This window comes from Neobacillus mesonae (assembly GCF_023715155.1).
Taxonomy (GTDB): domain Bacteria; phylum Bacillota; class Bacilli; order Bacillales; family Cytobacillaceae; genus Neobacillus; species Neobacillus mesonae_A.
In genome coordinates, this window is record NZ_JAMBNQ010000001.1 from 416,640 (window position 1) to 441,293 (window position 24,654).

The following is a 24,654-nucleotide window of genomic DNA, read 5'->3' on the forward strand; positions in this document are numbered from 1 at the left end:
GTTTCATCATAAGACAAGGTTAGATTGTACATAGTGATATAAGAGCTTGGCTGTATTCTCGATTGACGATTTATGGGTCCGTTCGAATGCATGAGATGAATCGATACCAGGACCGATAAGTCCATGAATGATATCTGCGCCTGAGCGGATGGCTGCAGATGCATCTGAACCATAGTAAGGATAAATATCTAGTTTGTATTCAATCTTATTTTCTTCAGCAAGCCGGACTAAGTGTTTGCGTAATTCATAATGATATGGGCCGCTTGCATCCTTCACACAAATTGAAACCGTATATTCATCTGTTGATTGACCATCTCCCATCGCTCCCATATCAACAGCCAAGTACTCTACCGTTTCCGGTGTAATATTGGAATTACCTCCATAGCCAATTTCCTCATTATTGGAGATTAAAAAATGGGTTGTATATGGCAAGGTAATATTTTCGGTTTTAATTTGTTTGATCAATTGCAGTAAAATGGCCACGCTGGCTTTGTCATCTAAATGACGTGATTTTATATAGCCGCTTGATGTCACTTCAACCCGAGGATCAAATGAAACAAAATCTCCGACTTCAATACCTAAAGCGCGCACTTCCTCAGCTGTATGTACTTTTTCGTCGATGCGGATTTCCATATTTTCTTGATTTCGCTCTTTTTTACCGGCATCTTTGTATACATGGACAGAAGTTTGATGCATGAGGATCGTTCCGGTATACTTTTTACCGCTGCTTGTTTCGATTTGGCAGTATTCCCCTTCAATAGAGTTATATCTAAAGCCGCCGATTAAATCTATTTTGAGTCTGCCGCTAGGTTTGATCTCCTTTACCATTGCACCGAGTGTGTCAACATGTGCAGTTAACATCCGGTGTTTGCTGGAATCTTGTCCTTCCATCACAGCAATTAAACCGCCTTTATGGTTCCTTGTTGTTTTAATACTTAATTCTGAAAGAAATTTTTCAACGTAACGAATGACTTCATTCGTGTTTCCTGACGGGCTTGGTATGGAAACTAAATCGGTCAATATTTTGACTGTTTCCTCTGTACTTGGGTAAGGCATAAACCTCTCCTCCTAAATATTATTTCTTTCTATTATACATCTAAGCTGAAATTTTCATGTTTAGAAAGGATTCATCGCAATTTTTTCTAACAGCTGCATAGGATAGGTAATGATTAAACTTCCGATGAATAAAATGATTAGTATTTGGAAATAGATGGGAGTATTCAAACTATTTTAAAAATAGATTGAAAATTGAAAGTGAAAGCAAGGGAGAGGGGAAAGTTGAACAGAGTCGAATTATACCAGCAGAAGCCGAAACCAACACCTAGGAAGGGTCTACTTCTTTTTCTCATGACCTGCATGATTCTAGCAGCAGGGTTAACTATTTTGGGTTATTATTATCAAAATTCAATTAAAATTGATGCGCCTTCAGAGGAATTAGGAGAAAAAGTCGTCATCGACCTCCCAAATGGCCACAAGGTATATACGTATGAAAATTTAATTGTAGAAAAGGATGGAAAGATGTATTACAAAGGGGACCTTAATACAATGGATTTAACAGGAGGAACCATCTCATATGAAAATTGGAAGGATACGAAATAAAATCCAACTTCAATTTATGAAGGGCTTCATCCACATTATTGGTCCGGGTGTATTGACTTTAATATAAGCTGCTATAGAGCGTGTAAAATCCGATTGGATCCACTAAACCTCTGGTTACGCATTGGCGGGTTTTGCAGTATCTCATCAATCGGTCGAATGCATCAGTCGATCCTTCACTGATCTTCCTTTTGCGCTAACGATTAAAGCAAAGCGGGGGCATATTGCCCGTTAAAGCGGGATAAATGTGCAAAAGTCCAGCAGCTGCACTTGCTGGACTTTTTTATGTCATCTTATTTAAACCATCCTTTCCTGTAAAACCACCAGGACATCCCTAAGGCAATTAAAAGCATAATAATAAGGGTCCCAAAATAGCCGTATTTCCAGGTTAATTCAGGCATATTGTGGAAATTCATTCCATAAAGTCCGACAATAAAAGTTAACGGCATAAATACCGTGGTAATGACCGTTAATACTTTCATGACATGATTTGTTTGATGTGAATTAATGGAAATATAGCTGTCACGGATATCAGTGGTCAATTCGCGGCTGGATTCTATCATTTCAGCCAATTTTAGCAGATGGTCATGTATATCAGAAAAATATTCTTTTTTACCATGAATATAGGTGATACGCTGTGAATTTAATATCCGGTAAATAAGATCGCGCATGGGTGTAATCGTATGACGTAGTTTCAAAAGATCATCCCGTGTATCGAATAAATCCTCAAGCAAAATCTCCATTGTCTTTCCCCCTGAATTTTCATCAAGTTCATTTAACTTATCTTCAATTTGATAAACCGGAGGGAAATAATTATCTACCATTTTATCGATTACATTATAAAGGACATGGGAAGGATCCCATTTTTTCAAATTTGCAGATTGATTCAGCCTGCTCCACACTTCATTAATTTCCTGGGATGCTTGATGATGAAAGGAAACAACATAGTGCTCGCTGAGGAAAAAATCCACTTCCTCTCTAACAACGGTTCCTGGATTCAATCCTTGAGTAACAAAAAAAGTATAATCCTCATAATAATCAAGTTTTGGCCTTTGTAATGTAAAAATACAGTCCTCAATTGCTAATGGATGAAAGTGTAACGGCTCCCTTAGAAAATCAATTTCTCCTTCAGTGGGCTGATTGAAATCAATCCAGTACCAAAGATAATCTCCATTTACCAAATCAGATATAAACACATCTTTCACAATCTCATGATTTTTTTTAATGGCTAATGTACGAATCATAAAATCCCCTTATTTCCTCTTAGTGCATTTACTATTCTCTTCTATTAGTTAGAATAAAATACCAGCCTGTATGGAAAATTATAAAGAAAGCCTGAAGGTGAGAGGTTGAGAAATGCCAACAAATGAAGTAGAACAAATCAAAGAAAGCCTGAAAAGTAAAATTCCTAAAGCGGCTGACGTGGTCTTTAAAGAGCTTCATACAAAAGAAAAGTATATAGAATCCTTCTATATTAAAACAATCAGCGATGAAACCGTCCTTCATGATAAGCTGCTTAAGCCATTTTTCGAACAGCATCATCCTGAAGAGTTCAGAAACTATCTTGAATCCATACCGCAAATAAAATCGTTCGAGTCAGAAGAGAAGGCCATTGAAGAATTATTGAATGGTACAGCCGTCCTTTTTTATCAGGATTCTGTTTTTCTTTTTGATAGTAAGGTAGACCGGAATAATTCAGTTTTAGATACCTCAGTAGAAACGACGATTCAAGGCCCGCAGTCAGGATTTAGTGAAAGCCTGCCAACAAATCTTGGATTGATCCGCAAGCGATATCCAGAGACCTTCTTGAATGTAGACATAACAAAGGTAGGTAAGATTTCTAAAACAGAAGTGATGATTCTGCATGATACGAGATTTGCGGACCCTGATACATTAAAGCGGATAAAAGATTTCTTATCCTCCCTTGACCTGCAGATGTTTCAAACAGGGGAACAGCTGCTGGATTCAATCAAAAAGAGCAATAGAGCGATGATTCCATTAATGCTTGTGACAGAAAGACCTGATAGAGTAGCGGTCAATTTAGCAACGGGAAAAGTTATTCTGCTTGTTTCGGGATCACCGTTTGCAGTGGTGCTGCCAACCGTAATGAAAGACTTTATGTCATCAATGGCAGATATCTACCAAACCTATTGGGTCAGCAGATTTCTACAGTTATTACGCTATATCGGTTTTATTATCAGTGTTTGCCTGCCAGGACTATATGTAGCCACAACCAGCTATAATCCGGAAATTTATCGGGTACAGCTGGCATTGTCGATTGCTGGAAGCAGGAATGCAGTTCCTTACCCGTCATTTATTGAGGTCCTGCTCATGCTGTTTATGATGGAGCTGCTGACCGAAGCAAGTATCCGTCTGCCTAAAGCAATTGGACCTACAGCGACAACAGTCGGCGGTTTGATTTTGGGGCAGGCTGCGACAGAGGCTGGGCTGGTCAGTAATATTATGATTATCATTGTATCGTTTGTCGCGATATCAAATTTTGTGGTACCCATTAACGCCTTCAGCTTTTCGTTAAGGATTGTAAAATATTTCATTTTGGCACTAGCAACTTTATTTGGACTTGTGGGAGTTGTAATTGGCTTTTTCATCTTTGTGGCATACTTGGTCAAACTGGATAGTTTTGGCGAGCCGTTTCTCACCTTAGTCCAAAGCAAACCACAGCCGCATAAGGAATAATAAACCATAGAGGGGGGAAGGCATTTGAACCGTTATTTCTTATATCTAGTGTTGTTAAATATGCTGATAAATGTCATTATCTTTGTTCCAAAAATCTTGATTGAGTATCGCTATGAAGGTGCAGTCATGGGGGTGTTGATTGCCATCCCCCTAGGCTTTAGTTTAAATGTAGTCTTTTCCAAGATGATTTCAAAATTTCCAGAAAAAGGGTTTCCAGAGATATTTTCAATTGCTGGAAAGAAGCGCTGGTTCATTATTCTTCCTTTTGGCATTATTTCGCTTATAACATTTTCCTCAGGACTGATCTCTTTATTGGGTTTTGTCGATATTTTAAGACGATTTGTAAATCCAGAAATGCCCTATGTTTATCTATTATCAATTTTCTTAACAGGAGTTTTACTCATCATCCAATTACCAACAGATAGAGTCATGTACTTATTGGAAATTGTTCTATTTTTAAATACGCCGTTAATCACTTTTATTATTTTTAAGGCTTTTACAAGTGAATTTTTAGTTTGGGACTCCATTCTTGAGGTGGGGACATATTTATTTGCGAAACCAAGTTTAAAAGCAATTGCTGCAGCTTCTTATGCTTTCTCAGGCTATACGAATCTCATTATTTTCAATCGAATTATAAAAGGGAAATTGAAAATGTGGAATTTTTTGGTAATACTTGTGTTAGGACTGATCAATTTGTTTACCACATTTTTTATTCCTATTGGTTTTCATGGCTCGGATGGTGCCCAAGAATATCTTTATCCATGGATATCTACAGCTGATTCCCTTCGCTTAGTCTATAGTCCGATTGAGCGGGTCATCTTTCTCTTTTTAATTTTTTATATGGGGATTACACTAATGAGTGTTTCAGTCCACTGGCATGTTGCTTTTGAACTAATAAAGGGAACCTATAAAGAAAGTAGAAAAAAGAACTGGGCAGTACTAGTAATCTTTACATGCTGTACGATTATCTGTGCCATTTTCCTTAATACAATACTGCTGAATAAAATAACAGTTCATTGGATGATTGTCCGTTTGGGCTTGGAAATAATGATCGTGGGTTTATTCTTCATTTGGGCAAGGAGGAAAACCGCATGAAAACCAATGGTGGATGGAAAATTTACAGCCTTTTTTTAATGATTGCTTTTTTAGTAGGGGGCTGTGGATTTAAAGATATTGATAAACGCCTTTTTGCCGTCAGTATCGGTGTTGACCTTGCAAAAGACAGTTCAAAAAAGTATCTTGTCAGTCTGAAATTTGCCATTCCAAGTGCTTCAAAAGAACAGCCCAATGATTTTTATATTGTCTCTCAAGAGGCCGATTCTATGTCTGAGGCGGTGCGAATTCTTAAGACAAAGGTAGATAAAGAAATTGATTTCAGCCATGCCAAAGTGATTATCATAAGTGAAGAGGTGGCCAAATCGAGGGGAAATGCGGGCATGTATTATTGGTTTAACCGGAGGCGGGATATCCAGGCAATTACCTGGGTCGCAGTCGGGAAACCAAACGCAAAGGATATCTTAAAGGTAAAACCAAAATCAGAGCAGGTTCCATCCAATTCATTATTTCTAGCTTTAGGCAAAGACGGTTCGGAAACACCGTATGTTATTCCAACCTACTTGTTTGATTTTAAATATAGATTAATCGAAAGAGGAATAGATCCCATTTTACCAATTATTGAAGCTAAAAAAGATTACTTTGAAATAAATACAGCAGGTCTTTTTAACGAAAGCAAGATGATCATTCACTTAGCTCCAGAGGAGACAAAAATACTAAACTTTCTCAAATCTAAGGAAGAAAAAAGTTCTATTAAGGTGGAGAGAGGAAAAACAGTCATAGTGATTGATTCTCAAATGGTGAAAGCAAAATATAAAATCCATACACCAAAAGGAAGCCCGCCCTATATTAAAGTGAATGTTTCTGTTAAAGGAAAATTGGAAGAGGCTTCGAGGCGTGTTGCCAATAGTCAATTATATCAATATGAAAAAGCCGCCGAAAAGACATTAAATCAGGAGTTTAAAAATGTATTAAAAAAAATGCAACGGGCAGGTGTCGATCCAATGGGATTCGGACTTCGCTATCGTTCCCGTCATTTTAATCATGATGATTGGGAGGAATGGAAGAAGATTTACCCGAATATAACCTTTAAAGTTCATACAAAGGTTCAAATTACCGATACAGGGCTAATAGAATAGGAAAGAGCATTCCAATAATTGGAATGCTTTTTCTAAATAACATTTTGGATGTTACGATCAATTTGGTTTTCAACGGCAATGACTTCTTTGAAGAAGCTTTTTAAAATCAGCCATTTTGCCGGATATGTATAAATATAATCTTCCATAGCCTGAGGAGAGTAATGAACCAAACAGTCAAGCTGCTTTTTCTCCATTTTTAAATCATATAACAGGGCATGTGGATTGGTGTAATATTCATTTAGCTGATATGGATTAAGTTTTACAATTTCAATGTTTTGATTTTCAATGAATTTCTTGATTGATTCTTGTTGTAAACTAATGCTTTCTTCGGCCGTACATCCAGTTAATGTAATGTGCTCATTGATAAAATAAATTCCCTTCAACCCTAACACCTCTCTTCTTTGTTTTTACAGTTATTGACAGGCAAAGTAAGATGTATACATATCAATGGGGTCAAAAAAAAACTCGGCAGCCATTCTGCCGAGCATCAAAAAATATCTATATAAAGGGGGTGGAGGTTGAAAGGTTCTTTCCTGAACCATGTTTATATAGTATCGAATAAATATGAAAAAACTATGAACGAAGCATTAATAGTTTAAGAAAAATTATTCCCATTTCATTGTAAAGACTTCGCGTTTTGCTCTCGAAAACCACAGGCTGATGATGAAGCTGATAGAACCTATTACAACTGAAACTTCCCCAATCATTCATTTTTGCTGCGGAAATTTCCATTCCAAAAATGAATCCGAGAATAATAGAAGATAAAATCGCCCCCAAATACCTGCATGTTTGAAATAATTCCGAAGTGGTGTCCAACATCTCCTTGGAATTCTCTTTTAACCTTTAATTCTCTTTCCATAAATAAAACCAAAAAGGCAAAGCTGCAAGCACCAGATACATAATGGATATTGGTTTTGAAAGTCTTTAAAAATCAAGAAACAAAACCATGCTGCAAGTAAACAAGCTAATTCCTAAAAAATCAAGGTGGGAAATCCATTTTTAATGGTATCCTTGTCTTTTTTAGTATCGTTCGGAAATATATAAAAACCTAGAATAAAACGAATGAGGACAAATGGAAAGTTCCCCTAAATGATAGCGGGGCGATTGACACATATAATGAGGAAACCCCCAATCGTTGATCAGAAGAAAAAATGGATAGCACTGCCAGGGCAGAAGCCTGCCGCTCCTTAGTAATATGGTCATGAATTAACGCTATTCCTGAAGGATAAATTGTACTGCTTCCGATTGATTGAATAAGCTGCATCACGAGCAGTTTGAAAAAAATTGTAGAAAGGGGAGCCCCCAGTGCAGAAACAGTCACATAAGCCATTCCAAATAAAAAGGTCTTTTTACGGCTAATAACATCCCAAAATTTCCCTTTTACCAGCTGAGCAGCAGCACTGGTCAAATAAAAGGATGTGATTAGCCAGAAAACAATTGTGAACGAAAGCTGAAAATCCTCTTGGATCCTGTATAAACCCAGTGTAAATATGGAGGAATTTAATGGATTTAACATCGTACCAGAGGAAGCGCAGTTATAAATATTGAACGTCTCAAAAATGTCATTCCTTTAAAAATTTCATTTTAATCTTTACCAGTGATTTCTTTTAAAACAAACTATCAAGTATTTTTCGGAAAAATTTTGCACCGAAATTCTCATTCTAGGAATGCTTCCTACTCAATATAAATAAAGTAGGAAGGATATGTAAATTTATTGATAGGTCATATTTATGCTGCTGTCTTGGTCACAACTTGGTGGCAGGAGGGATTTAGTATGGATGTTATTGGAAAAAGTGTGATTCGTAAAGAGGCAGCCGATAAGGTTACAGGGCGGGCGAAGTATACAAATGACTTTCAATCAATAGAAATGTTGTCTTGTAAAATGGTTATTAGTCCATATGGCCATGCAAAAATTGTCAATATCGATACATCTAAAGCCTGGAAAGTTCCAGGAGTCATTGCCATTATTGCTGGAAAGCGGTACCCGCTGACAGGGGAAGCGATTCGTGACCGGCCGCCGATTGCTGTTGATAAAGTCCGATATCATGGAGAGCCGGTTGCTCTGGTAGTAGCTGAGACACCATCCCAGGCAAAGACAGCAGCAGACTTAATAAAGGTCCAATATGAATTACTTCCCGTTGTCAATTCACCTGCACAAGCATTTCAAAAGGACGCTCCGCTCGTCCATGAACGTTTAGGGGAGTATAAATTAGAAGCAGACTCTTATCCTGTTCCAGGCACAAACATTGCCACTCATTATAAAATTCGTAAAGGAAATATGGAGAAGGGCTGGTCAGAAAGTGAAACGGTAGTGGAAGCAAGTTTTTCATTTGCACCTTCTGACCATGCAGCAATGGAAACAAGGTGTGCGACAGCGGAAATAGTGCCGGACGGAAATATTATGATTACAACCTCCTCACAGGCACCCTTCATGGTAAAACGATTGATTGCTGACTATTTCGGTGAAGATATGGGGAAAATCATCGTTCGTACCCCGCTTGTTGGGGGAGCTTATGGCGGTAAGGCATCTGTACAGCTGGAAGTGCTCGCCTATTTAGCCTCAAAAGAAGTGGGCGGCAGGCCTGTAAAGCTGCTAAATACAAGAGAAGAGGATATCATCACCTCTGCATGTCATATTGGTTTGGATGCAACTGTTAAACTTGGTGTTGATCGAAGCGGAAAGATTCGAGCAGCCGAAATTCGCTATTTATGGGATGGCGGTGCCTATTCTGATAAAGCGGTTGATGTATCAAGGTCAGGTGCTGTTGATTGTACTGGACCTTACGATGTTGAAAATCTCTGGTGTGATTCTTACTGTATGTATACGAACCATCCATATGCAGCTCCATTTAGAGGCTTCAGCCACTCGGAGCTTTCATTTGCGATTGAACGAACTATGGACCTTCTTGCACAGAAATTAAATATGGACCCGTTTGAACTTAGATATATCAATGCGATTCAACCAGGTGATACAACGCCAACACGTGTAAAGCTGAATAAAAGTAATGTAGGAAACCTAAGGAAGTGTATAGAAAAAGTAAAGGAATTATTTAAATGGGAAGAGGGAGCAATTAAAGAAATAGATGACCGTTTCATCCGGGTAAAAGGTGTCAGCTGCAGCTGGAAGACTTCCACCATTGATACGGATGCCCCGTCAGGAGTCATTTTGACATTTAATCGTGATGGGTCGATTAATCTTATGTCCGGCGTTGTAGAAATTGGAACAGGGACAAAAACTATTTTGGCACAAATTCTTGCCGAACGAATGAGAATGGATGTGGATAACATTCATGTAAGAATGGAAGTAGATACACAGACAACACCGGAACATTGGAAAACTGTTGCGAGCAGGGGAACGTTTATGGGAGGAAGGGCTGTTTTGAGGGCGGCGGAAGATGCGATTAATCAATTAAAAGAAATTGCTGCTTGTGCATTACGAGCTCCAAAAGATGATCTGGAAGTGGCGAACAGCCGTGTGTTCTTAAGGGATGACCCTTCGATTGGACTTCATTTTAAAGATATATGTTATGGGTTTAAATATCCGAATGGTCAAACCATAGGCCAGCAGGTCATTGGCAGGGGAAGCTATATTCTAAGGCATCTTACCCATCTGGATCCTGAAACGGGCGCTGGAAAACCTGGTCCGGAATGGACGGTTGCTGCCTACGGGGTGGAGATTGAATTTGATAAAAGAGATTATACGTACCGTCTCATAAAAGCGTGCACTGTCGTTGATGTTGGAAACGTGATGAATGAGAAAGCGGCCGAGGGCCAGGTGATGGGGGCTATGAGCATGGGGCTCGCTTTTGCTGGGAGGGAAACCTTTTATTTTGATGAACTGGGGCGTGTTCTGAATCCACAGCTCCGGACGTATAGGCCGCTTCGCTATGGTGAAAATCCAGAATACCTGGTGGGATTTGTCAAAACTCCTCAGCTTGATGGACCATATGGGGCCCGCGGTCTTGGGGAACATGGATTAATGGGGATGCCCGGGGCGCTCGGAAATGCATTGTCAATTGCATCTGGTGTTTCTCTTCACCACTTGCCATTAATTCCAGAATTGATTTGGCGGGCAAAGGAGGCGGTGAAATAAATGCTTCCATTTGATTTTGAGTACTACCGGCCTGAGACATTAAAAGAGGCTGTGGAGCGTTATCAATTTTTGGAGCACCAGGGAAAACAGCCGACATATTTTTCAGGCGGTACAGAATTGATTACGCTGGGAAGAATTAATTTAGCTTACGCAGATGCAGTAATTGACATGAAGGAAATTGCTGAATGTAATATGAAAGAGTTCAACGGAGATCATTTAGTGCTAGGCAGTGCTTTATCATTAACACAAATTGAGGAGGCAAATCCTTTTCCATTATTAACAAGTGTTGCAAGTGAAGTGGCCGATCACACGGCACGCGGAAAAATTACGCTGGGAGGTAATATTTGCGCACAAATTTTTTACCGTGAGGCGGTTTTGCCGTTTTTATTAGCAGACAGTCAGGTCATCATTGTTGGACCGGAAGGAATAAGGAACGTTCAAATTAATGAGATATTCCAAGAACATTTAAGATTAAAAAAGGGAGAACTCCTTGTTCAAACTGTAACGGACCGGCGTTTTATCGGGGCACCGTTTTTTGCGAAAAAACGCCGACAGCAATGGGATACAGGTTATCCGTTAATCACGGTGGCTGCTTTAAAAATAGGGCAGGAAATCCGTTTAGCCATCAGCGGACTCTGCCCGTTTCCATTTCGTTCAGAAGAAATGGAGGTATATATAAACAGGTGGGGACAGTCACTGGAGGCCAGAATAGATGGGGCACTTTCGGTTTTACCCAAATCCATTTTGGATGACGTTGAAGGGTCTGCTGATTATCGTATATTTGTCTTGAGAAATTTGTTGATGGATGCCCTTCAGGCATTGGGATGAGAAGAAGGGAAGGGGAGGAAACGGTGGCATCACGGACTATTACTTTAAACATTAATGGGGAAGAACGGAATGTAATGGTCAGGAATGCAGATACCCTTTTATATACCTTAAGAGGGAAGCTTGGTTTATCCGGATCAAAGCCTGGCTGCTTAAATGGAGATTGCGGCGCCTGCACGGTAAATGTGGATGGCTGGCCGATGAAATCATGCTTAATGCTGGCAGTGGAGGCTGAGGGAAAAAAGGTGATGACCATTGAAGGATTAAGGAATGCACCCATCCAGCAAGCTTTTGTCAAAGAGTTTGCCTTTCAGTGCGGGTATTGCACCCCTGGCTTTATTATGAACTGTCATGCTCTTTTGGAGCAGCATCCAAATGCAGACGACAAAACGATTAAAGAATGGCTCGAATCCAATATTTGCCGCTGTACCAGTTATATTGAAATTGAAAAGGCTGTGAAATCGGTTTTGAGAGGACATAGCGGGGGGAGTTAATCCGCGGATAAAGGTCTTCAATCCGCGGATATGCGGCTGCAATTAGCGAAAAAAGCCCTCCAATTTGCGGAAAAGTGGCAGCATAAGCGGAAGGCAATTCAGTTAGCGGATAAAGGTCTTCAATCCGCGGATATCCAGCCGTTATTCGCGGAAAAAGCCCTCCAATTCGCGGATATCCAGCCGCAATTAGCGGAAAAGCGGCCGCCGCATAAGCGGAAGGCAATTCAATTAGCGGATAATCCACTTAAACTGGCACATAACCCCCAAAAAAATAACAGTTAACAAAACAGGGCTCAATAAACCGAGCCCTGTTTCATTTTAAAATACGTATCCAGCACTCTGCGGCCAATTCTGAGATTGGCTTTGTTATCTTCCTTTCCTTGGTAAGCCCATGGGACCAGTACAGCCATAGCTACTTCGGGATTTGAACTAGGGGCATAGCTGACCAAACTTAAGTTCATGACAGGCGGCGGTTCTTTGCCGTAATTATTTCGTAATGGGCCATCATAAAATGCTTCTGCAGTGCCTGTTTTACCTGCAGGGGAATATCGGGCACTTTTGAAAAATTTATAGGCTGTTCCTCCAGGCTCCTGCATAACCTTCCGGAAGCCAACATGCACCCGGTGCAGCCATTCATCCTTCACATCAATGGTATTAAGAACGGAAGGCGAAATTTCACTCAACACAGGACCTAGTTTTTCACGCGTTTTTGCAGGACTGCGAATTTCTTTGACAATATGCGGCTGCATCCGATATCCGCCATTGGCAATGGTTGAAACATACTGGGCAAGCTGCATGGCGGAATAGGTATCATATTGGCCAATGGAGAGATCCAGCAAATATCCCGGAAGTCTGCTCTGCCCCTTAAAGCCAGTCTGTTCATTTGGCAGATCTATGCCGGTTCGTGTTCCAAGGCCAAAGGAAGCAAACGAATTTCGAATCGTTTCAAAAGCCATTTTATTAGCAAAGTTAATTGGCTTGTTGTATTGATAATTTCCTTTTCCAATCCGAATGGCTGTGTGGAACATATACACATTGGAAGATTTTTTTAATGCCGTAATTTCATTTAATCTGCCTAAATAAGCATATGACTTTTTGATTGGAGTTCCTTTGATTTTTATCCCTTTATCATCGAACACTGTGCCAGGTGAAATCGCCCCGGTTTTGTATCCGGTCAGGATTGTGGCTCCTTTCACGGTTGAACCTACACTATAGGTGGTGGTAAAAGTGCCGAGGGCATCATCCTGCATTTCAAGACGTCTAGTTTTTTCATTCCTGACAAGTTTCTTCCCGGTCATAGCCAAAATTTCTCCGGAATAAGGGTCCATCAAGACCACATAAGCTCTGTCGGTCAATCTTGTTCCCGGCCATCTTTTTGCCCGCCAAAGTTCTTCCTCTACAATTTTATCTACTGCTTTTTGTAAATCCATATCAATAGTCAGGACTAAATCTTTTCCCTTTTTCCCATTTAAAACCGGCTGAGTTTCAATAACAGTACCAGATTTATCGGTGATATTTTTTATTTTTGCCTTATAGCCGCGGAGGATATCTTCATACTGTGATTCTAATTGGCTTTTTCCCACCCGGTCATTGCGATGGTAATCCCTTGATAAAAAATAGTGTAATTGCTCTGCAGGGAGCCCTTCCTCTGAATTCGTTACCTTTCCTAATACAGATCTTAAAGTATAGTCAAAAGGATAAGAGCGTTCCCAGTCCGTTGCCGTATCAACACCGGGAAGGGATTGAAGATTCTCACTTATATAGGCAAATTCCTTTTCCGTAACATGGTTGTTTTTGATAATCTGTGGAATGAATTTGTATCCGCTAGTAAAATCCTTAAAAATCGCGATTACTTCTAAGTCATTTTTTGTAAACTGGTTTAATTCTTGGTCTGTAATGCGATCTAGTTTCATTTTATATAAGTCCCGGTCAGTTAATTGTTTTGCATAATATAAGTCTTTTTCTTTCTTTGTTATTTTAGCATCGGCTAAGTCAGGGTTTGTTAAAATCCAAAAATCACGTTTATCTCTGTCAGTCACCTTGGATGTATCTTTTTCCATTAATTGCGAAAGCCGTTTCGCTGTTTGGAGCATTTCATCTTGACTGAACCCTTGATTGGTAAAGGTAATCGCTGCTTTTGGAACATTGTCCACAATCACCTGATAATGCCTGTCAAATAATTTCCCTCTAGGGACTGGATTACTGACAGTGATATCCTCTCTTCTTTCCAAATCTTTTTTAAAATTTTCCCCATGAACGATTTGAATAAAACCAAGCCGCAGAATGAGAATGGAAAACAAGAGGAATACAGTAAAAAACAAGATATTTAAGCGAAAGGGGAGATAAGATGTTTTCTTTTTTTGATTGTCCAACCCGATCACTTCCTTTACTTGTATACATGGTATGGATAAATTCGAATAAGTTTTAAAAAACTAATGATGTACTGGATTTTTTATTGGATTTGAAAGGAGGAAAAGTCTTGAAAAATCAACAGCAGTCTCAAACCTTTCAGCAGCAAAAAATGATGCAGCAAGCACAGCAGCTTCAAGAGAACCAGACTATAATGGAACAGCAATTCGAAGAACAGAAAAAGCAGGCATTACAAACGATGCAACAGGCTTCGCAAACGATTCAGCAAAATATTTCAATGGCCAATCTTCAAGGTATGCAGCAAGCACAGCAGCAGCTTCAGCAGGCCGCTGCACAGTTAAATCAATTGCAGGGGATCGCCGTAACTCAAAGTACGACTGTCCAGCAGCAACAATTGGAACAGGTCCAGCAGCAAATTGAACAGGCTTCCCAATCCCTTAATCTGATTGAGTCATTAAACGCAGGTAATAATAGTTTCAAAAAGGGATAAGGAGACAATACCCAGCTAAATCGGCAAGCTGGGTATTTCCTTTTTAGGAAGCAGAGTCATTCTTGTGGTTTTGCAGCACTGATTTAACAGCTTCCTTAATTTCCTGGTAACCTGTACAGCGGCAAAGATTGGACTGCATCCATTCCTCGATAGTTTCATCATCAGCGTCTGGACGTTTATTTGCCAAGGCATGACAGTTTAAAATAAATCCAGGAGTACAATAGCCGCATTGAATGGCCCATTTATCCACAAATTCTTGCTGAATCGATGAATTTCTCAATCCTTCAATCGTCATAATCGGCTGATTGACTGTCTCAATGGAGAGAGAAAGACAGGCATGCATGGGTTCCCCGTTTACCAAGACTGTACATGCTCCGCAGTCTCCATTTTGACATGCTCGTTTTGCTCCGGTTAATCCAAGCTGCTCGCGCAATGTCTCTAGGAGGGTGTCAGCTGATCGAATCATAACATCGCGGGTTTCTCCGTTCACATGAAGTTTCACCACTGTTTTTGATGTGCCATTTGAAATCATGCTTGTGCCGCCTCCAGTGCTTCAAGGGTTTCAAGTAAAGTATTTTTAAACACAAATTCCCGGTAGTCACGGGATGCCTGGATATCCTCTATGATGGGTGATGGTAAAAGTGTTCCGGCCTTTTCAATTTTTTCTTCCTTTGTTAAAGACGAATTATTTAGGACACTTTCTATTTCGCTTGATCTGAAAGGATAAGGACAGACACCGCTAAGTGCAGCCCTTATTTGTCTCTCTTTGACTAATGCAGCAATCGAGACAACGGGATAACCCACCTTAGATATTTTTGTCTTTTTCAGGCTTACAAAAGGAAGTGTGGTATAGTCTTTTGAAATATTGATTTGTACAATAAATTGCCCCGGATTGATCTTTAATTCTTGATTAAATAGATCCTTAAGAGGATGAACTGTCTCGCCATCATTTCCCGTAAGTTTCACTGTTGCGTCTGCAACCAAAAGGGGTAAAACAGCTTCCCGGTAAATAAGCCTGCTGTGAAGGTTTCCGCCAATGGAAATTTTATTTCTAGAAGTGTGATCAGCAATCTTTTTTACGGTTTGCCCTAATAAAGGATATAAATTTGACTCTGTTATATTGTTTAAGGAAACTGCGGAGCCAATGACTAATTGGTCCTCTTGAAGTTCCAATACATTACACTCCGGAATTCCTTTTAAATCGATTATGGCATCGGCGTAGAGCTGATTAACCCGGGAAAAAGTAAGAAATTCTGTGCCTCCGCTATAATAAAGTACTGTCTTGGACTGGCTGATTAACGTTTCATAGGTCTGAACAGCTTCAGTAAGACTTTCGGGACGATAATATTCAAAATCAAACGGAATCATTTTTGAACTCCTTCCGCACATTCCAAATTTGCTCCGGCAAAAGAGGCAAATGATTTAACTCTATCTGTGCTGCTCTTGACAGGGCATTTGCAAGCGCCCCAGCCATTCCAATCACTCCATATTCGCCAATCCCTCTAGCACCATAAGGACCGTCTGCTGCTGGTGTTTCAATGAAGTCCACAATATAGTCGGCAGGCTGGTCGCCAAATCTCATGAGTTGATAGGTTCTTAATTGTGGATTTAGTACGGTGCCATCTGTACCAAACTGGAAGCCTTCATGGCTTGCAAAGCTTAAACCTAAATACATGCCGCCTCTCATTTGCTGGACAGCAGTCATTGGGTTAATGATTTTACCGCCATCAAGAACAGTTAGAGCTTTCAATATTTTATATGTACAATCTTTTGGATTCCACTCTACCTCAATGGCCTGTGTCCCAACCGACCACCATGGTCCAGGTTTGCCGAAGCCGGTATCTTTATCCATTGGGGTAAGATGCCGCTGGATATATCTGCCGTGACCAACAACCTGCCCTTCAACGGCATGGCCATTCGGAAATTTATATCCGAGGGCAATGTCTTCGATTTTGACCCCATATTCCGGACTCGGCTTCAGATAAACGCGGCCGCCGCCAATCTCCAAATCTTCCATAGAACATTGCAAGGCAATGGAAGCGGTTCGCTTTAATTGGGCAATCGCGTCATCAGCAGCATTCATGACGGCTCTCCCGGCTAAAAAGGTTGTGCTGCTCGCAACCGTCCGCCATTGATGAGGATCTGTCTGGGTATTCACTTCCATCGTAACATGAACCTTGTTGATATCCATTTTTAATCGTTCAGCTACCATTTGTGCTAGAATTGTTTTCGTTCCCTGGCCTATTTCGATGGCTGCACAGCTTAAATTGACACTGCCATCCGGTTCAAATTTAAGAATGGCGCCGGACTGGGCATTGGTCGCTGTTGTTGAAGTTTTCCAAAAAGTACTGATTCCTTTTGCTCGAATCATTCCTTCAGCTGTTTCCTTTCGTGCCCCTTCATTCCAATTAATTAATTCTTTTGCTCTTTCAATACATTTACTGACATCACCAATATTACTTGCGTTAAGTGTCGTCCTTGTCGGTGAACTGTTTCCTGGCTTAATTGCGTTGATAGTTCTTAATTCAACTGGATCCATATGGATGATTTTCGCAAGCTGATCCATCGTGCGTTCAACGGCAAATGTCAGCTCCGGGTGGGCATAGCCGCGGAAGGAAGTAGCATATGGATGATTCGTATACATACAGTATGAATCACACCAGACATTGGCGATATTATATGGGCCGGTACAATCTATAGCCGCCGCTCTCGTGATCCCGGCAGCCTGGTCAGTATAGGCGCCTGAATCTATCAGATAGGTATACTGTCCGGCCATTAGTTTTCCAGACTTATTGGTCCCAAGTGCAATGGTGGCTTCAAGTCCAATATGTCCTGGAGCAGTGATCAGGTCCTCCTCGCGGTCATATTCCAGTTTGACCATTTTTCCCCCTACAGCCTTAGAAGCCAAATAAGCAAGCGGCTCCAGCTGTACAGTCCCTTTTCCGCCAAACGCGCCGCCAATCATCGGAACATGGACGATAATGTTACCAACATCAATATTAAAAAATTGGTTCAATACTTTTTTGATGGTGAAGGGTGATTGAGTTGTAGAATGAACCACCACTTTGCCTGTTGGATTAATTTCTACTCTCACACATCGAGGCTCTATTGCCGCATGATCAGAAAGATTAAAAGAGTAAGTTTCCTTCACTTTATATTCGCAATTTTCCCATGCCTTGATAAAATCACCTTTCCGGATTTTAATATGACTGCCGATATTGGTTCCTTGAACCGGATAGACATTGCTGATAATTTTCATATATTGTCCAGAATTTTCATGGATCAATGGTGCATCTGTTTTAAAGGCTTCACGGACAGAATTCACAACCTGCAGCGGTTCATATTCAACTTTTATAAGGTCGGCAGCCCGCTTTGCTTGATACTCGTGGTCGGCCACGACAATCGCTAATGGCTCGCCATAGTAGCGAACTTTTTCAAAAGCAAGCGGGGGACGGTCAGCCAAAATGGGGCCAATATGAAAGGGAAATATTTTACCAGTAATGATGGCTCGAACTCCAGGAACCTTCCATGATTCTGTTACATCGATCGATTTTATTTTGGCATGTGCCTGAGTACTGGTTGCGAGTTTTGCATGGAGGATCCCTGGTACTGAATAATCCGCTGTATAGCGGACAGCTCCAGCAGCCTTTGCGACCGCATCAATACGATGTTCCGGCTTTCCAACCGAGAACCATGGGTTTTCCATCATAAAAAAGTCCCCTCCTGGGATCAGCAGTGACGCTAATATAGTTTGATTATCTCCTGCTTAATTTTTCCAAGAAAAGGCCGGAATTATGCAAAAAATTTTCCACCTTTGGAAATTTCTATTTTATAATAAAGTAAAACTTCCATCAGTGGGGGGCTCTTCATCCCTCACTGATGGTTAGTTGAACCAATCGGACCTTTACGGGCAGTTAATCTCCCGCCTATCTTCTTGGTTGACTCATAATTTTGAGGTGGAAGTTTTACTGCCCGTTAAGGCGGGATAAAGGATGAAAGCCTTTTTGGTTTTTATCCCGTGAGAAATAAGGGGGGGCAAAGAAATGGAACAAAAATCAGGGACCCAATCTGTACAGGATGCATTAAAAAAATTTAAGGCATTAGATGAAAAAATAACGCATTTTTCTAGTATAGTCGGCCTTGCTGAATGGGACCAAAAAGTGATGGCCCCGAAAAAAGGCCGAAATGTGTTTGCCAAAGCAGCGGGTACATTAAGAACGGAAGTATTCAAACTATCCGTTTCAAATGAAATGGGTGATGTATTAGCCGCGTTATCCACACCTGAAAATGACCATGTTTTAGATACCGTAACAAAAGCGAAAGTCAGGGAGTACAAGACCTATTATCAAAAATCAAAAACCATACCCGCAGAATTGTTCCAAGAGTATTCCATCCTTACAGGACAGGCAAATGATGCCTGGGAAGAGGCAAGAGATAAAAATGATTTCACCATATTCCTGCCGTATTTGGAGAAGATTGTGGATTATAAACGAAAATTTGCCGAGTTATTCGGTTATGAGGATCACCCATATGATGCCTTACTAGATGAATTTGAACCCGGCTTAACGGTTAAAGTACTTGATCCATTGTTTGCTAAATTAAGAGAATCCAGTGTGAAATTATTAAATCGAATTCAGCATAATGGACAAAAAACAAGAGTAGAAATATTTGCCCAGCCGTATTCGGTTGAAAAACAAAAAGAATTTAATCACTATATTCTTCCGATTATTGGGTTTGATATGGATGCTGGCAGACTGGACGAAACCGTTCATCCATTTGCTCAAACAGTAAATATTGGAGATGTTCGTTTGACGACCCGGTATTTAGAGCATAATGTCCGGTCGGCACTTTTTGGAACCATCCACGAGGCAGGACACGGGATGTATGAACAGCATATCAATCAGGAGTTTGAAGAATCTGTTTTACAAAGCGGGACATCTTTTGGAATTCATGAATCTCAATCAAGGTTTCTAGAAAATATGGTTGGCCGCAGTAAAGAGTTTTGGACCTATTTTTATCCCGCGCTTAAGCAATATTTCCCAGTACAATTAGCGGATGTGTCCCTCGATGATTTTTACCGTGCAGTCAATACGGTGGAACCGTCTTTGATACGTGTGGAGGCAGATGAACTGACGTATAACCTGCACATTATGGTTCGCTATGAAATTGAAAAAGCGTTAATTGCTGGTGAATTTGAAGCAAAAGACCTGCCGGAAATTTGGAATCAAAAAATGCAGGATTATCTTGGGATTACTCCGCCAACCGATACGGAAGGCGTGCTCCAGGATGTACACTGGTCATTTGGCGGAATCGGTTACTTCCCGTCCTACTCATTAGGGAATCTTTATGCAGCTCAAATCTTGAGAACGATTCAAAAAGAGCTGCCTGAATTTAAATCACTTATTAAAAACGGTCGATTTGACGTAATCCAGGAATGGCTAAGAGTAAATATTCATCAATATGGCAAGCTCTACACACCAAATGAATTAATTGTAAAAGTTACGGGTGAGGAGTTAAATGCTGATTACCTTGTGGAATATTTGGAGGAGAAATATTCTGAGGTATATAGTCTGGAAGATAAATAGGATTTGAACCCGCATGAGCTGACAGTAAAATCTCCCATTTTAAAAATTAAAGTGAAAATTCTATAATGTAAGCGGGGATCGACTGCCGCATGTGCCCGATTGGTAAGATACGCACCAATGCGAAATCGGAGGTATAGTCGAGCACACCCGGGTTTGTACTGACTCTTTACCAGTGCGGCAGCAACGATATAAGAGTCAGTAAAACAGGACGAACAATCTGCAAGGGATGGAAAAGAATTGAAGATTAACCGTATGGTAAATTGACATTCTAGTGGATTCATAGTAAAATAATAATAACAAAATAGTTCCTTTCAAAGGGGAGTAGCTGCTACAATAAAGTCGTCATTCTCGAGGATTTTTCCTCCGGCTTTATTGGCAACATACAGTTGTTAGCAAGACCTTTACTTAGCAAAGTAAAGGTCTTTTTGACGTTTTCATGGGCCTTTACTGTGTACAGTAAGGGCCTTTTTTCATGGTCCTGGAAGGTGTTTTTTGTAAAAGACTTTTTGGAGGAGGAAATCGAATGGATTTGTCCTTAGTTATGGAGTATGGCTGGGTATTATTGATTTTGGTTGCACTAGAGGGTTTATTGGCGGCTGATAATGCACTTGTGCTGGCAATTATGGTAAAGCCGCTGCCGGAAGAAAAACGGAAAAAAGCATTATTTTACGGATTGGCTGGTGCATTTGTATTTCGTTTCATATCATTGTTTGCCATTTCATTCTTAGTGGATGTTTGGCAGATGCAGGCAATCGGTGCCATTTATTTGCTGTTTATGGCGGGTAATCATATTTTTCGTAAGGTTGTCAAAGGAAAGGCTGGGGAAGATGAGCCAAAAGATAAGAAGGTAGTTAAAAGAGGCGGCTTTTGGATGACGGTTTTAAAGGTAGAAGTGGCGGATATAGCTTTTGCAGTCGATTCGATTCTAGCTGCAGTTGCTATGGCAGTTGTTCTGCCCAATACACCACTCCCCAATATTGGCGGCCTGGATGGCGGTAAATTTATTGTCATTTTTGCCGGCGGCGTAATTGGTTTAGTGATCATGCGTTTTGCTGCCAACTTGTTTGTGAAGCTGTTGGAAAAAAAGCCAGGGTTAGAAATTGCCGCGTTTACGATTGTAGGATGGGTTGGTGTGAAACTGGCCATATATACTCTTTCACATCCGGAACTTGGCGTTCTTAGCGAGTCATTTGCTCATTCAACAGAGTGGAAGGTCTTATTCTATTTGGTTCTTGTCGGAATCGCAGCAGCTGGCTGGTTTTTCTCGAAGGAAAAGAAAACAGCGGTTAAATTATAGGTGAATAATCGATGGCGGCTATTTTAAATGGATAGCCGCTATTTTATCCTCAAGTTAGAATGAATTCATTTCATTACCCTCATAATAATTGTATGATTATATTTATACTTAAGTTGTGAGGGGTACTAATGAAATTAAGATTGTATCTTATGTTTGCATTTGCTATTAGTGTTATTTGCGTGATTGGCTTTGCTGTTGTTTCTATGCTGATCAGCGACCATCAAATTGCCGGCTTTGACAAAACAATTATTGCTTCAGTACAGGGACTGGAATCACCTGGATTAACCAAAGTAATGAAGTTTTTTACTTTTATTGGTTCCACAAAATTTGTTATCATTCTTAGTATAATCATCATCTTATTCCTTTATTTAGCCCTCAAGCATCGGCTGGAAGTTATTTTGTTTACGATTGTTGTTATCGGGACTGGAATCATCAATCAGTTATTGAAACAATTTTTCCACCGCATCCGCCCCGATTTTCATCGTTTAATCGAGATTGGCGGCTATAGTTTTCCGAGCGGTCATGCTATGAGTGCTTTTTCTGTGTATGTCATGCTAACTTTTCTGCTTTGGCGCCATATCCCCGCCAAGATTTGGAGAACGGTCTTAATTCTATTTAGTATAGTCATGATTTTAATGATTGGAATAAGCAGGATTTATTTGGGGGTACATTATCCCAGTGATATTATCGGCGGTTATTTGGCAAGCGGTGTATGGGTGTCGTTCGCCATATTCTTTTTCCAATATTATAAAGAAAAACGGTATAATAGAAAGTACAAGCCAGCTGAAGACAACAGGGAAAACCTTCAATAAAGTGAAACTTCCATCAGCGGGGGAGTCTTCATTCCCCGCTGATCGTTAGTTGAACCATTCGAACCTTTACGTACAGTTGATCTCCTATTTAGTTTCTTAGTGTACTCATAATCTTGAGGCGGGAGTTTTACTGCACGTTCAGGCGTGAGAAAAAACAGGAGTGATACATATTATCAGGAACAGTATTCCGAACTTATTTACGCTTTTTAATTTATTTTTTGGATTTTTATCCGTCATGTATTCGGCGGTGGGGGACTATAAGAATGCCGCCATTTTAATCTTAATCGGTATGATGCTTGACAGCATGGATGGCAGGATTGCCAGAATGCTTCGGGTGCAAAGTGAACTTGGAAAAGAATTGGATTCCCTGGCAGATATCGTTACTTTTGGGGTAGCTCCTGCCATGATGGCTTATTATGCTTATTTTTCCAACTTTGGAGTCTTAGGGATGGCTGTCTCTGGTCTTTTTCCATTGTTTGGCGCATACCGGTTAGCCCGATTCAATATTGATGCCGTCAAGTCCTCACTTAAATATTTTACAGGTGTGCCGATTACCGCAGGCGGAGGAATTTTAACATTATTGACCTTATTTCACGGGAAAATGCCAAGTATTATTCTTCCAATCGCATTTTTTGTTATTTGTATTTTGATGGTAAGTACTGTCAAAATTCCAAGCTTAAAAGAAGTGCCGCTGCCGAAATACGGAATCATCGTCACTCTCTTTTTGGGTTACGCGATTTACATTGTATTTAAAAAAGAACAGCACCGGTTTCCGTACTTTATTTACATAGCAATTCCACTGTACATAGCTTTCATTGGATACCAATTTGTGAAGATAAAACGGAGAAGAAACCCAAAATGAGGTGACGACACCCTATCTTTGAGGCATTTAAGTTTAAAAAAATCTCTATTTCAATATAATAGAGACATGAGTTTATTTTTTAGAAAAAGGATGGCTGACAATGAAAGTAAAAATTAATCGCAGTGCAGCAAAAGCATTAAAGAAAATGCTGGATAAAGAGGAATCAAAGGATAAGATGATTCGGGTAGCTGTCACAGGCGTCCACGGTGACCACGCACATTATGACATCATGCTTGATACTCCAACCGAAAATGATGAAGTGGTAGAAACCGATAAGGATTTATCTATCATTTTGGAAAAAGGAAATGAATTTTTGGATGGCGTATGGATTCAATTTTTCCAAGTGCCGAACGAAGAGTGGGTCATTACCAATCCATCCAAAGGCGGTCACCATCACCACCATCATTAATGAGAAAACACTTAGGCAGTTACATGCTTAAGTGTTTTTTACTTTTTTAAAAAGGTGTAGACGATAAATATATTATGTTAACAAGAACTGAACCTTTGTTGAAAACAATAAAAGATGGTACCCTAGTGAGTGGGAAAGTAGAAGGGAGACCTGGTACGATGGAAATAAATCATGTCGATATTAAACTGATCGCATTAGATATGGATGGCACTTTATTAACCAATGATCATCAAATTACAGAAGCAACACAAAAAGCCATTAAAGAGGCGCAACAAAAAGGAGTCAAAATTGTTCTGAGTACAGGCCGCTCGTTCAAGAATTGTCATAACCATGCCGATGCACTGGGACTTGATTCATACTTAGTTACCGTCAATGGCAGTGAAATATGGGATGAAAACAGGGAAATTGTCAAAAGGACTGTCATGAACCCTGAATGGATTGAATGGATGTACGGTCTTGCTAAACAATATCATACGTTGTTTTGGGCAATTGATACAGAACGTACTTGGCGAAACGAAATGCCTGAAGATTTATATTCAGTGGAATGGTTGAAATTTGGCTTTGATATTCATGATGACGAAGTAAGACAAGTCATTTTTAAGGAGCTTCAGGCAAAAGGTGAATTCGAATTAAGCAACTCGTTTCCAAGTAATATTGAAGTAAACAGACGCGGGATTTCGAAAGCCAGCGGACTTGAAATCGTCTGCAGACGTCTTGGAATAGAAATGAAAAACGTAATGGCAGCCGGTGACAGTTTAAATGATTTAGAGATGATAAAAGAGGCCGGAATCGGCGTAGCCATGGGAAATGCCCAGGATACATTAAAACAAAATGCTGATTGGATCACAACAACAAATGAAGAGGACGGCGTAGCAAAAGCTATTCGAAAATGGGTGTTATAAAAAATAGGACATTATTCCTTTTAATTGGAA

At 40.2% G+C, this 24,654-nt stretch carries 23 protein-coding genes; 15 read left to right on the forward strand and 8 right to left on the reverse strand.

From position 1 onward, the window contains the following. Window positions 1-6 precede the first annotated feature (6 nt). Window positions 7-1,056, reverse strand: a complete 1,050-nt coding sequence (locus M3183_RS02245) for a M42 family metallopeptidase (protein ID WP_251466035.1) — start codon at window positions 1,054-1,056, stop codon at window positions 7-9. A 222-nt stretch (window positions 1,057-1,278) separates the two neighbouring features. Here M3183_RS02245 and M3183_RS02250 point away from each other — a divergent pair, with 222 nt between their 5' ends. After that, a complete protein-coding gene (locus tag M3183_RS02250; RefSeq protein WP_251466037.1) occupies window positions 1,279-1,599 on the forward strand; it encodes a hypothetical protein in 321 nt (106 codons plus the stop codon). A gap of 290 nt (window positions 1,600-1,889) precedes the next feature. Here M3183_RS02250 and corA read toward each other — a convergent pair whose 3' ends face one another. Further along, window positions 1,890-2,840: a magnesium/cobalt transporter CorA gene (gene corA, locus M3183_RS02255; RefSeq protein ID WP_251466039.1), complete on the reverse strand. Its 951-nt coding sequence runs from the start codon at window positions 2,838-2,840 to the stop codon at window positions 1,890-1,892. Window positions 2,841-2,952: 112 nt separating this feature from the next. On the opposite strand from corA, the gene M3183_RS02260 reads away from it, so the two are divergent. The 3 genes from M3183_RS02260 to M3183_RS02270 are packed head-to-tail and all read left to right on the forward strand — an operon-like array spanning window position 2,953 to window position 6,485. Continuing rightward, window positions 2,953-4,293 carry a spore germination protein gene (locus tag M3183_RS02260; RefSeq protein ID WP_251466041.1) on the forward strand — a complete coding sequence of 447 codons (1,341 nt, stop codon included), beginning with the start codon at window positions 2,953-2,955 and terminating at the stop codon, window positions 4,291-4,293. Between the two features lie 24 nt (window positions 4,294-4,317). Beyond that, complete coding sequence (locus tag M3183_RS02265; protein WP_251466044.1) at window positions 4,318-5,388, forward strand: spore germination protein; 1,071 nt, start codon at window positions 4,318-4,320, stop codon at window positions 5,386-5,388. Beyond that, window positions 5,385-6,485, forward strand: a complete 1,101-nt coding sequence (locus M3183_RS02270) for a Ger(x)C family spore germination protein (RefSeq protein WP_251466046.1) — start codon at window positions 5,385-5,387, stop codon at window positions 6,483-6,485. Before M3183_RS02265 ends, M3183_RS02270 begins: the two co-directional genes overlap by 4 nt. A gap of 32 nt (window positions 6,486-6,517) precedes the next feature. Here M3183_RS02270 and M3183_RS02275 read toward each other — a convergent pair whose 3' ends face one another. Further along, window positions 6,518-6,868 carry a hypothetical protein gene (locus M3183_RS02275; RefSeq protein WP_251466048.1) on the reverse strand — a complete coding sequence of 117 codons (351 nt, stop codon included), beginning with the start codon at window positions 6,866-6,868 and terminating at the stop codon, window positions 6,518-6,520. A 665-nt stretch (window positions 6,869-7,533) separates the two neighbouring features. Next, complete coding sequence (locus M3183_RS02280; protein WP_251466050.1) at window positions 7,534-8,001, reverse strand: MFS transporter; 468 nt, start codon at window positions 7,999-8,001, stop codon at window positions 7,534-7,536. Between the two features lie 258 nt (window positions 8,002-8,259). Between M3183_RS02280 and M3183_RS02285 the strand changes: the two genes are divergently transcribed. From M3183_RS02285 to M3183_RS02300, 4 genes are read left to right on the forward strand one after another with little or no spacing between them, the layout of a single operon-like run. Beyond that, entirely contained in the window at window positions 8,260-10,578 is a 2,319-nt protein-coding gene (locus M3183_RS02285; RefSeq protein WP_251466051.1) for a xanthine dehydrogenase family protein molybdopterin-binding subunit, read from the forward strand. Next, window positions 10,579-11,406 (forward strand): FAD binding domain-containing protein, encoded by an 828-nt coding sequence (locus M3183_RS02290; protein WP_251466053.1) that lies wholly within the window; start codon window positions 10,579-10,581, stop codon window positions 11,404-11,406. 23 nt (window positions 11,407-11,429) lie between these two features. Next, a complete protein-coding gene (locus M3183_RS02295) occupies window positions 11,430-11,897 on the forward strand; it encodes a (2Fe-2S)-binding protein (protein WP_311315340.1) in 468 nt (155 codons plus the stop codon). Between the two features lie 30 nt (window positions 11,898-11,927). Then, window positions 11,928-12,179, forward strand: coding sequence for a hypothetical protein (locus M3183_RS02300; protein WP_251466055.1), 252 nt, complete (start codon window positions 11,928-11,930; stop codon window positions 12,177-12,179). Between the two features lie 11 nt (window positions 12,180-12,190). On the opposite strand, the gene M3183_RS02305 is transcribed toward M3183_RS02300, so the two are convergent. After that, a complete protein-coding gene (locus tag M3183_RS02305; protein WP_251466057.1) occupies window positions 12,191-14,269 on the reverse strand; it encodes a peptidoglycan D,D-transpeptidase FtsI family protein in 2,079 nt (692 codons plus the stop codon). Window positions 14,270-14,376: 107 nt separating this feature from the next. Here M3183_RS02305 and M3183_RS02310 point away from each other — a divergent pair, with 107 nt between their 5' ends. Beyond that, a complete protein-coding gene (locus tag M3183_RS02310; RefSeq protein WP_251466059.1) occupies window positions 14,377-14,757 on the forward strand; it encodes a hypothetical protein in 381 nt (126 codons plus the stop codon). 43 nt (window positions 14,758-14,800) lie between these two features. On the opposite strand, the gene M3183_RS02315 is transcribed toward M3183_RS02310, so the two are convergent. From M3183_RS02315 to M3183_RS02325, 3 genes are read right to left on the reverse strand one after another with little or no spacing between them, the layout of a single operon-like run. Then, complete coding sequence (locus tag M3183_RS02315; protein ID WP_251466061.1) at window positions 14,801-15,289, reverse strand: (2Fe-2S)-binding protein; 489 nt, start codon at window positions 15,287-15,289, stop codon at window positions 14,801-14,803. Then, complete coding sequence (locus M3183_RS02320; protein WP_251466063.1) at window positions 15,286-16,125, reverse strand: FAD binding domain-containing protein; 840 nt, start codon at window positions 16,123-16,125, stop codon at window positions 15,286-15,288. Before M3183_RS02320 ends, M3183_RS02315 begins: the two co-directional genes overlap by 4 nt. Further along, entirely contained in the window at window positions 16,112-18,466 is a 2,355-nt protein-coding gene (locus tag M3183_RS02325) for a xanthine dehydrogenase family protein molybdopterin-binding subunit (RefSeq protein ID WP_251466065.1), read from the reverse strand. The genes M3183_RS02320 and M3183_RS02325 overlap by 14 nt, the downstream gene beginning before the upstream one ends. Before the next feature lie 334 nt (window positions 18,467-18,800). Between M3183_RS02325 and M3183_RS02330 the strand changes: the two genes are divergently transcribed. The 6 genes from M3183_RS02330 (at window position 18,801) to M3183_RS02355 (ending at window position 24,624) form a co-directional block, all read left to right on the forward strand. Beyond that, on the forward strand, window positions 18,801-20,342 hold the full coding sequence (locus M3183_RS02330; RefSeq protein WP_251466066.1) for a carboxypeptidase M32: 1,542 nt from the start codon (window positions 18,801-18,803) through the stop codon (window positions 20,340-20,342). 523 nt (window positions 20,343-20,865) lie between these two features. Further along, a complete protein-coding gene (locus M3183_RS02335) occupies window positions 20,866-21,639 on the forward strand; it encodes a TerC family protein (RefSeq protein WP_251466067.1) in 774 nt (257 codons plus the stop codon). Between the two features lie 128 nt (window positions 21,640-21,767). Next, window positions 21,768-22,451, forward strand: a complete 684-nt coding sequence (locus M3183_RS02340) for a phosphatase PAP2 family protein (RefSeq protein WP_251466068.1) — start codon at window positions 21,768-21,770, stop codon at window positions 22,449-22,451. A gap of 160 nt (window positions 22,452-22,611) precedes the next feature. Next, the gene (gene pssA, locus M3183_RS02345; RefSeq protein ID WP_311315341.1) at window positions 22,612-23,313 is read left to right on the forward strand and encodes a CDP-diacylglycerol--serine O-phosphatidyltransferase; all 702 of its coding nucleotides are present in this window, start codon (window positions 22,612-22,614) and stop codon (window positions 23,311-23,313) included. A gap of 100 nt (window positions 23,314-23,413) precedes the next feature. Then, window positions 23,414-23,722, forward strand: coding sequence for an iron-sulfur cluster assembly accessory protein (locus M3183_RS02350; protein ID WP_251466070.1), 309 nt, complete (start codon window positions 23,414-23,416; stop codon window positions 23,720-23,722). A 158-nt stretch (window positions 23,723-23,880) separates the two neighbouring features. Next, on the forward strand, window positions 23,881-24,624 hold the full coding sequence (locus M3183_RS02355) for a Cof-type HAD-IIB family hydrolase (protein ID WP_251466276.1): 744 nt from the start codon (window positions 23,881-23,883) through the stop codon (window positions 24,622-24,624). Window positions 24,625-24,654 lie beyond the last annotated feature (30 nt).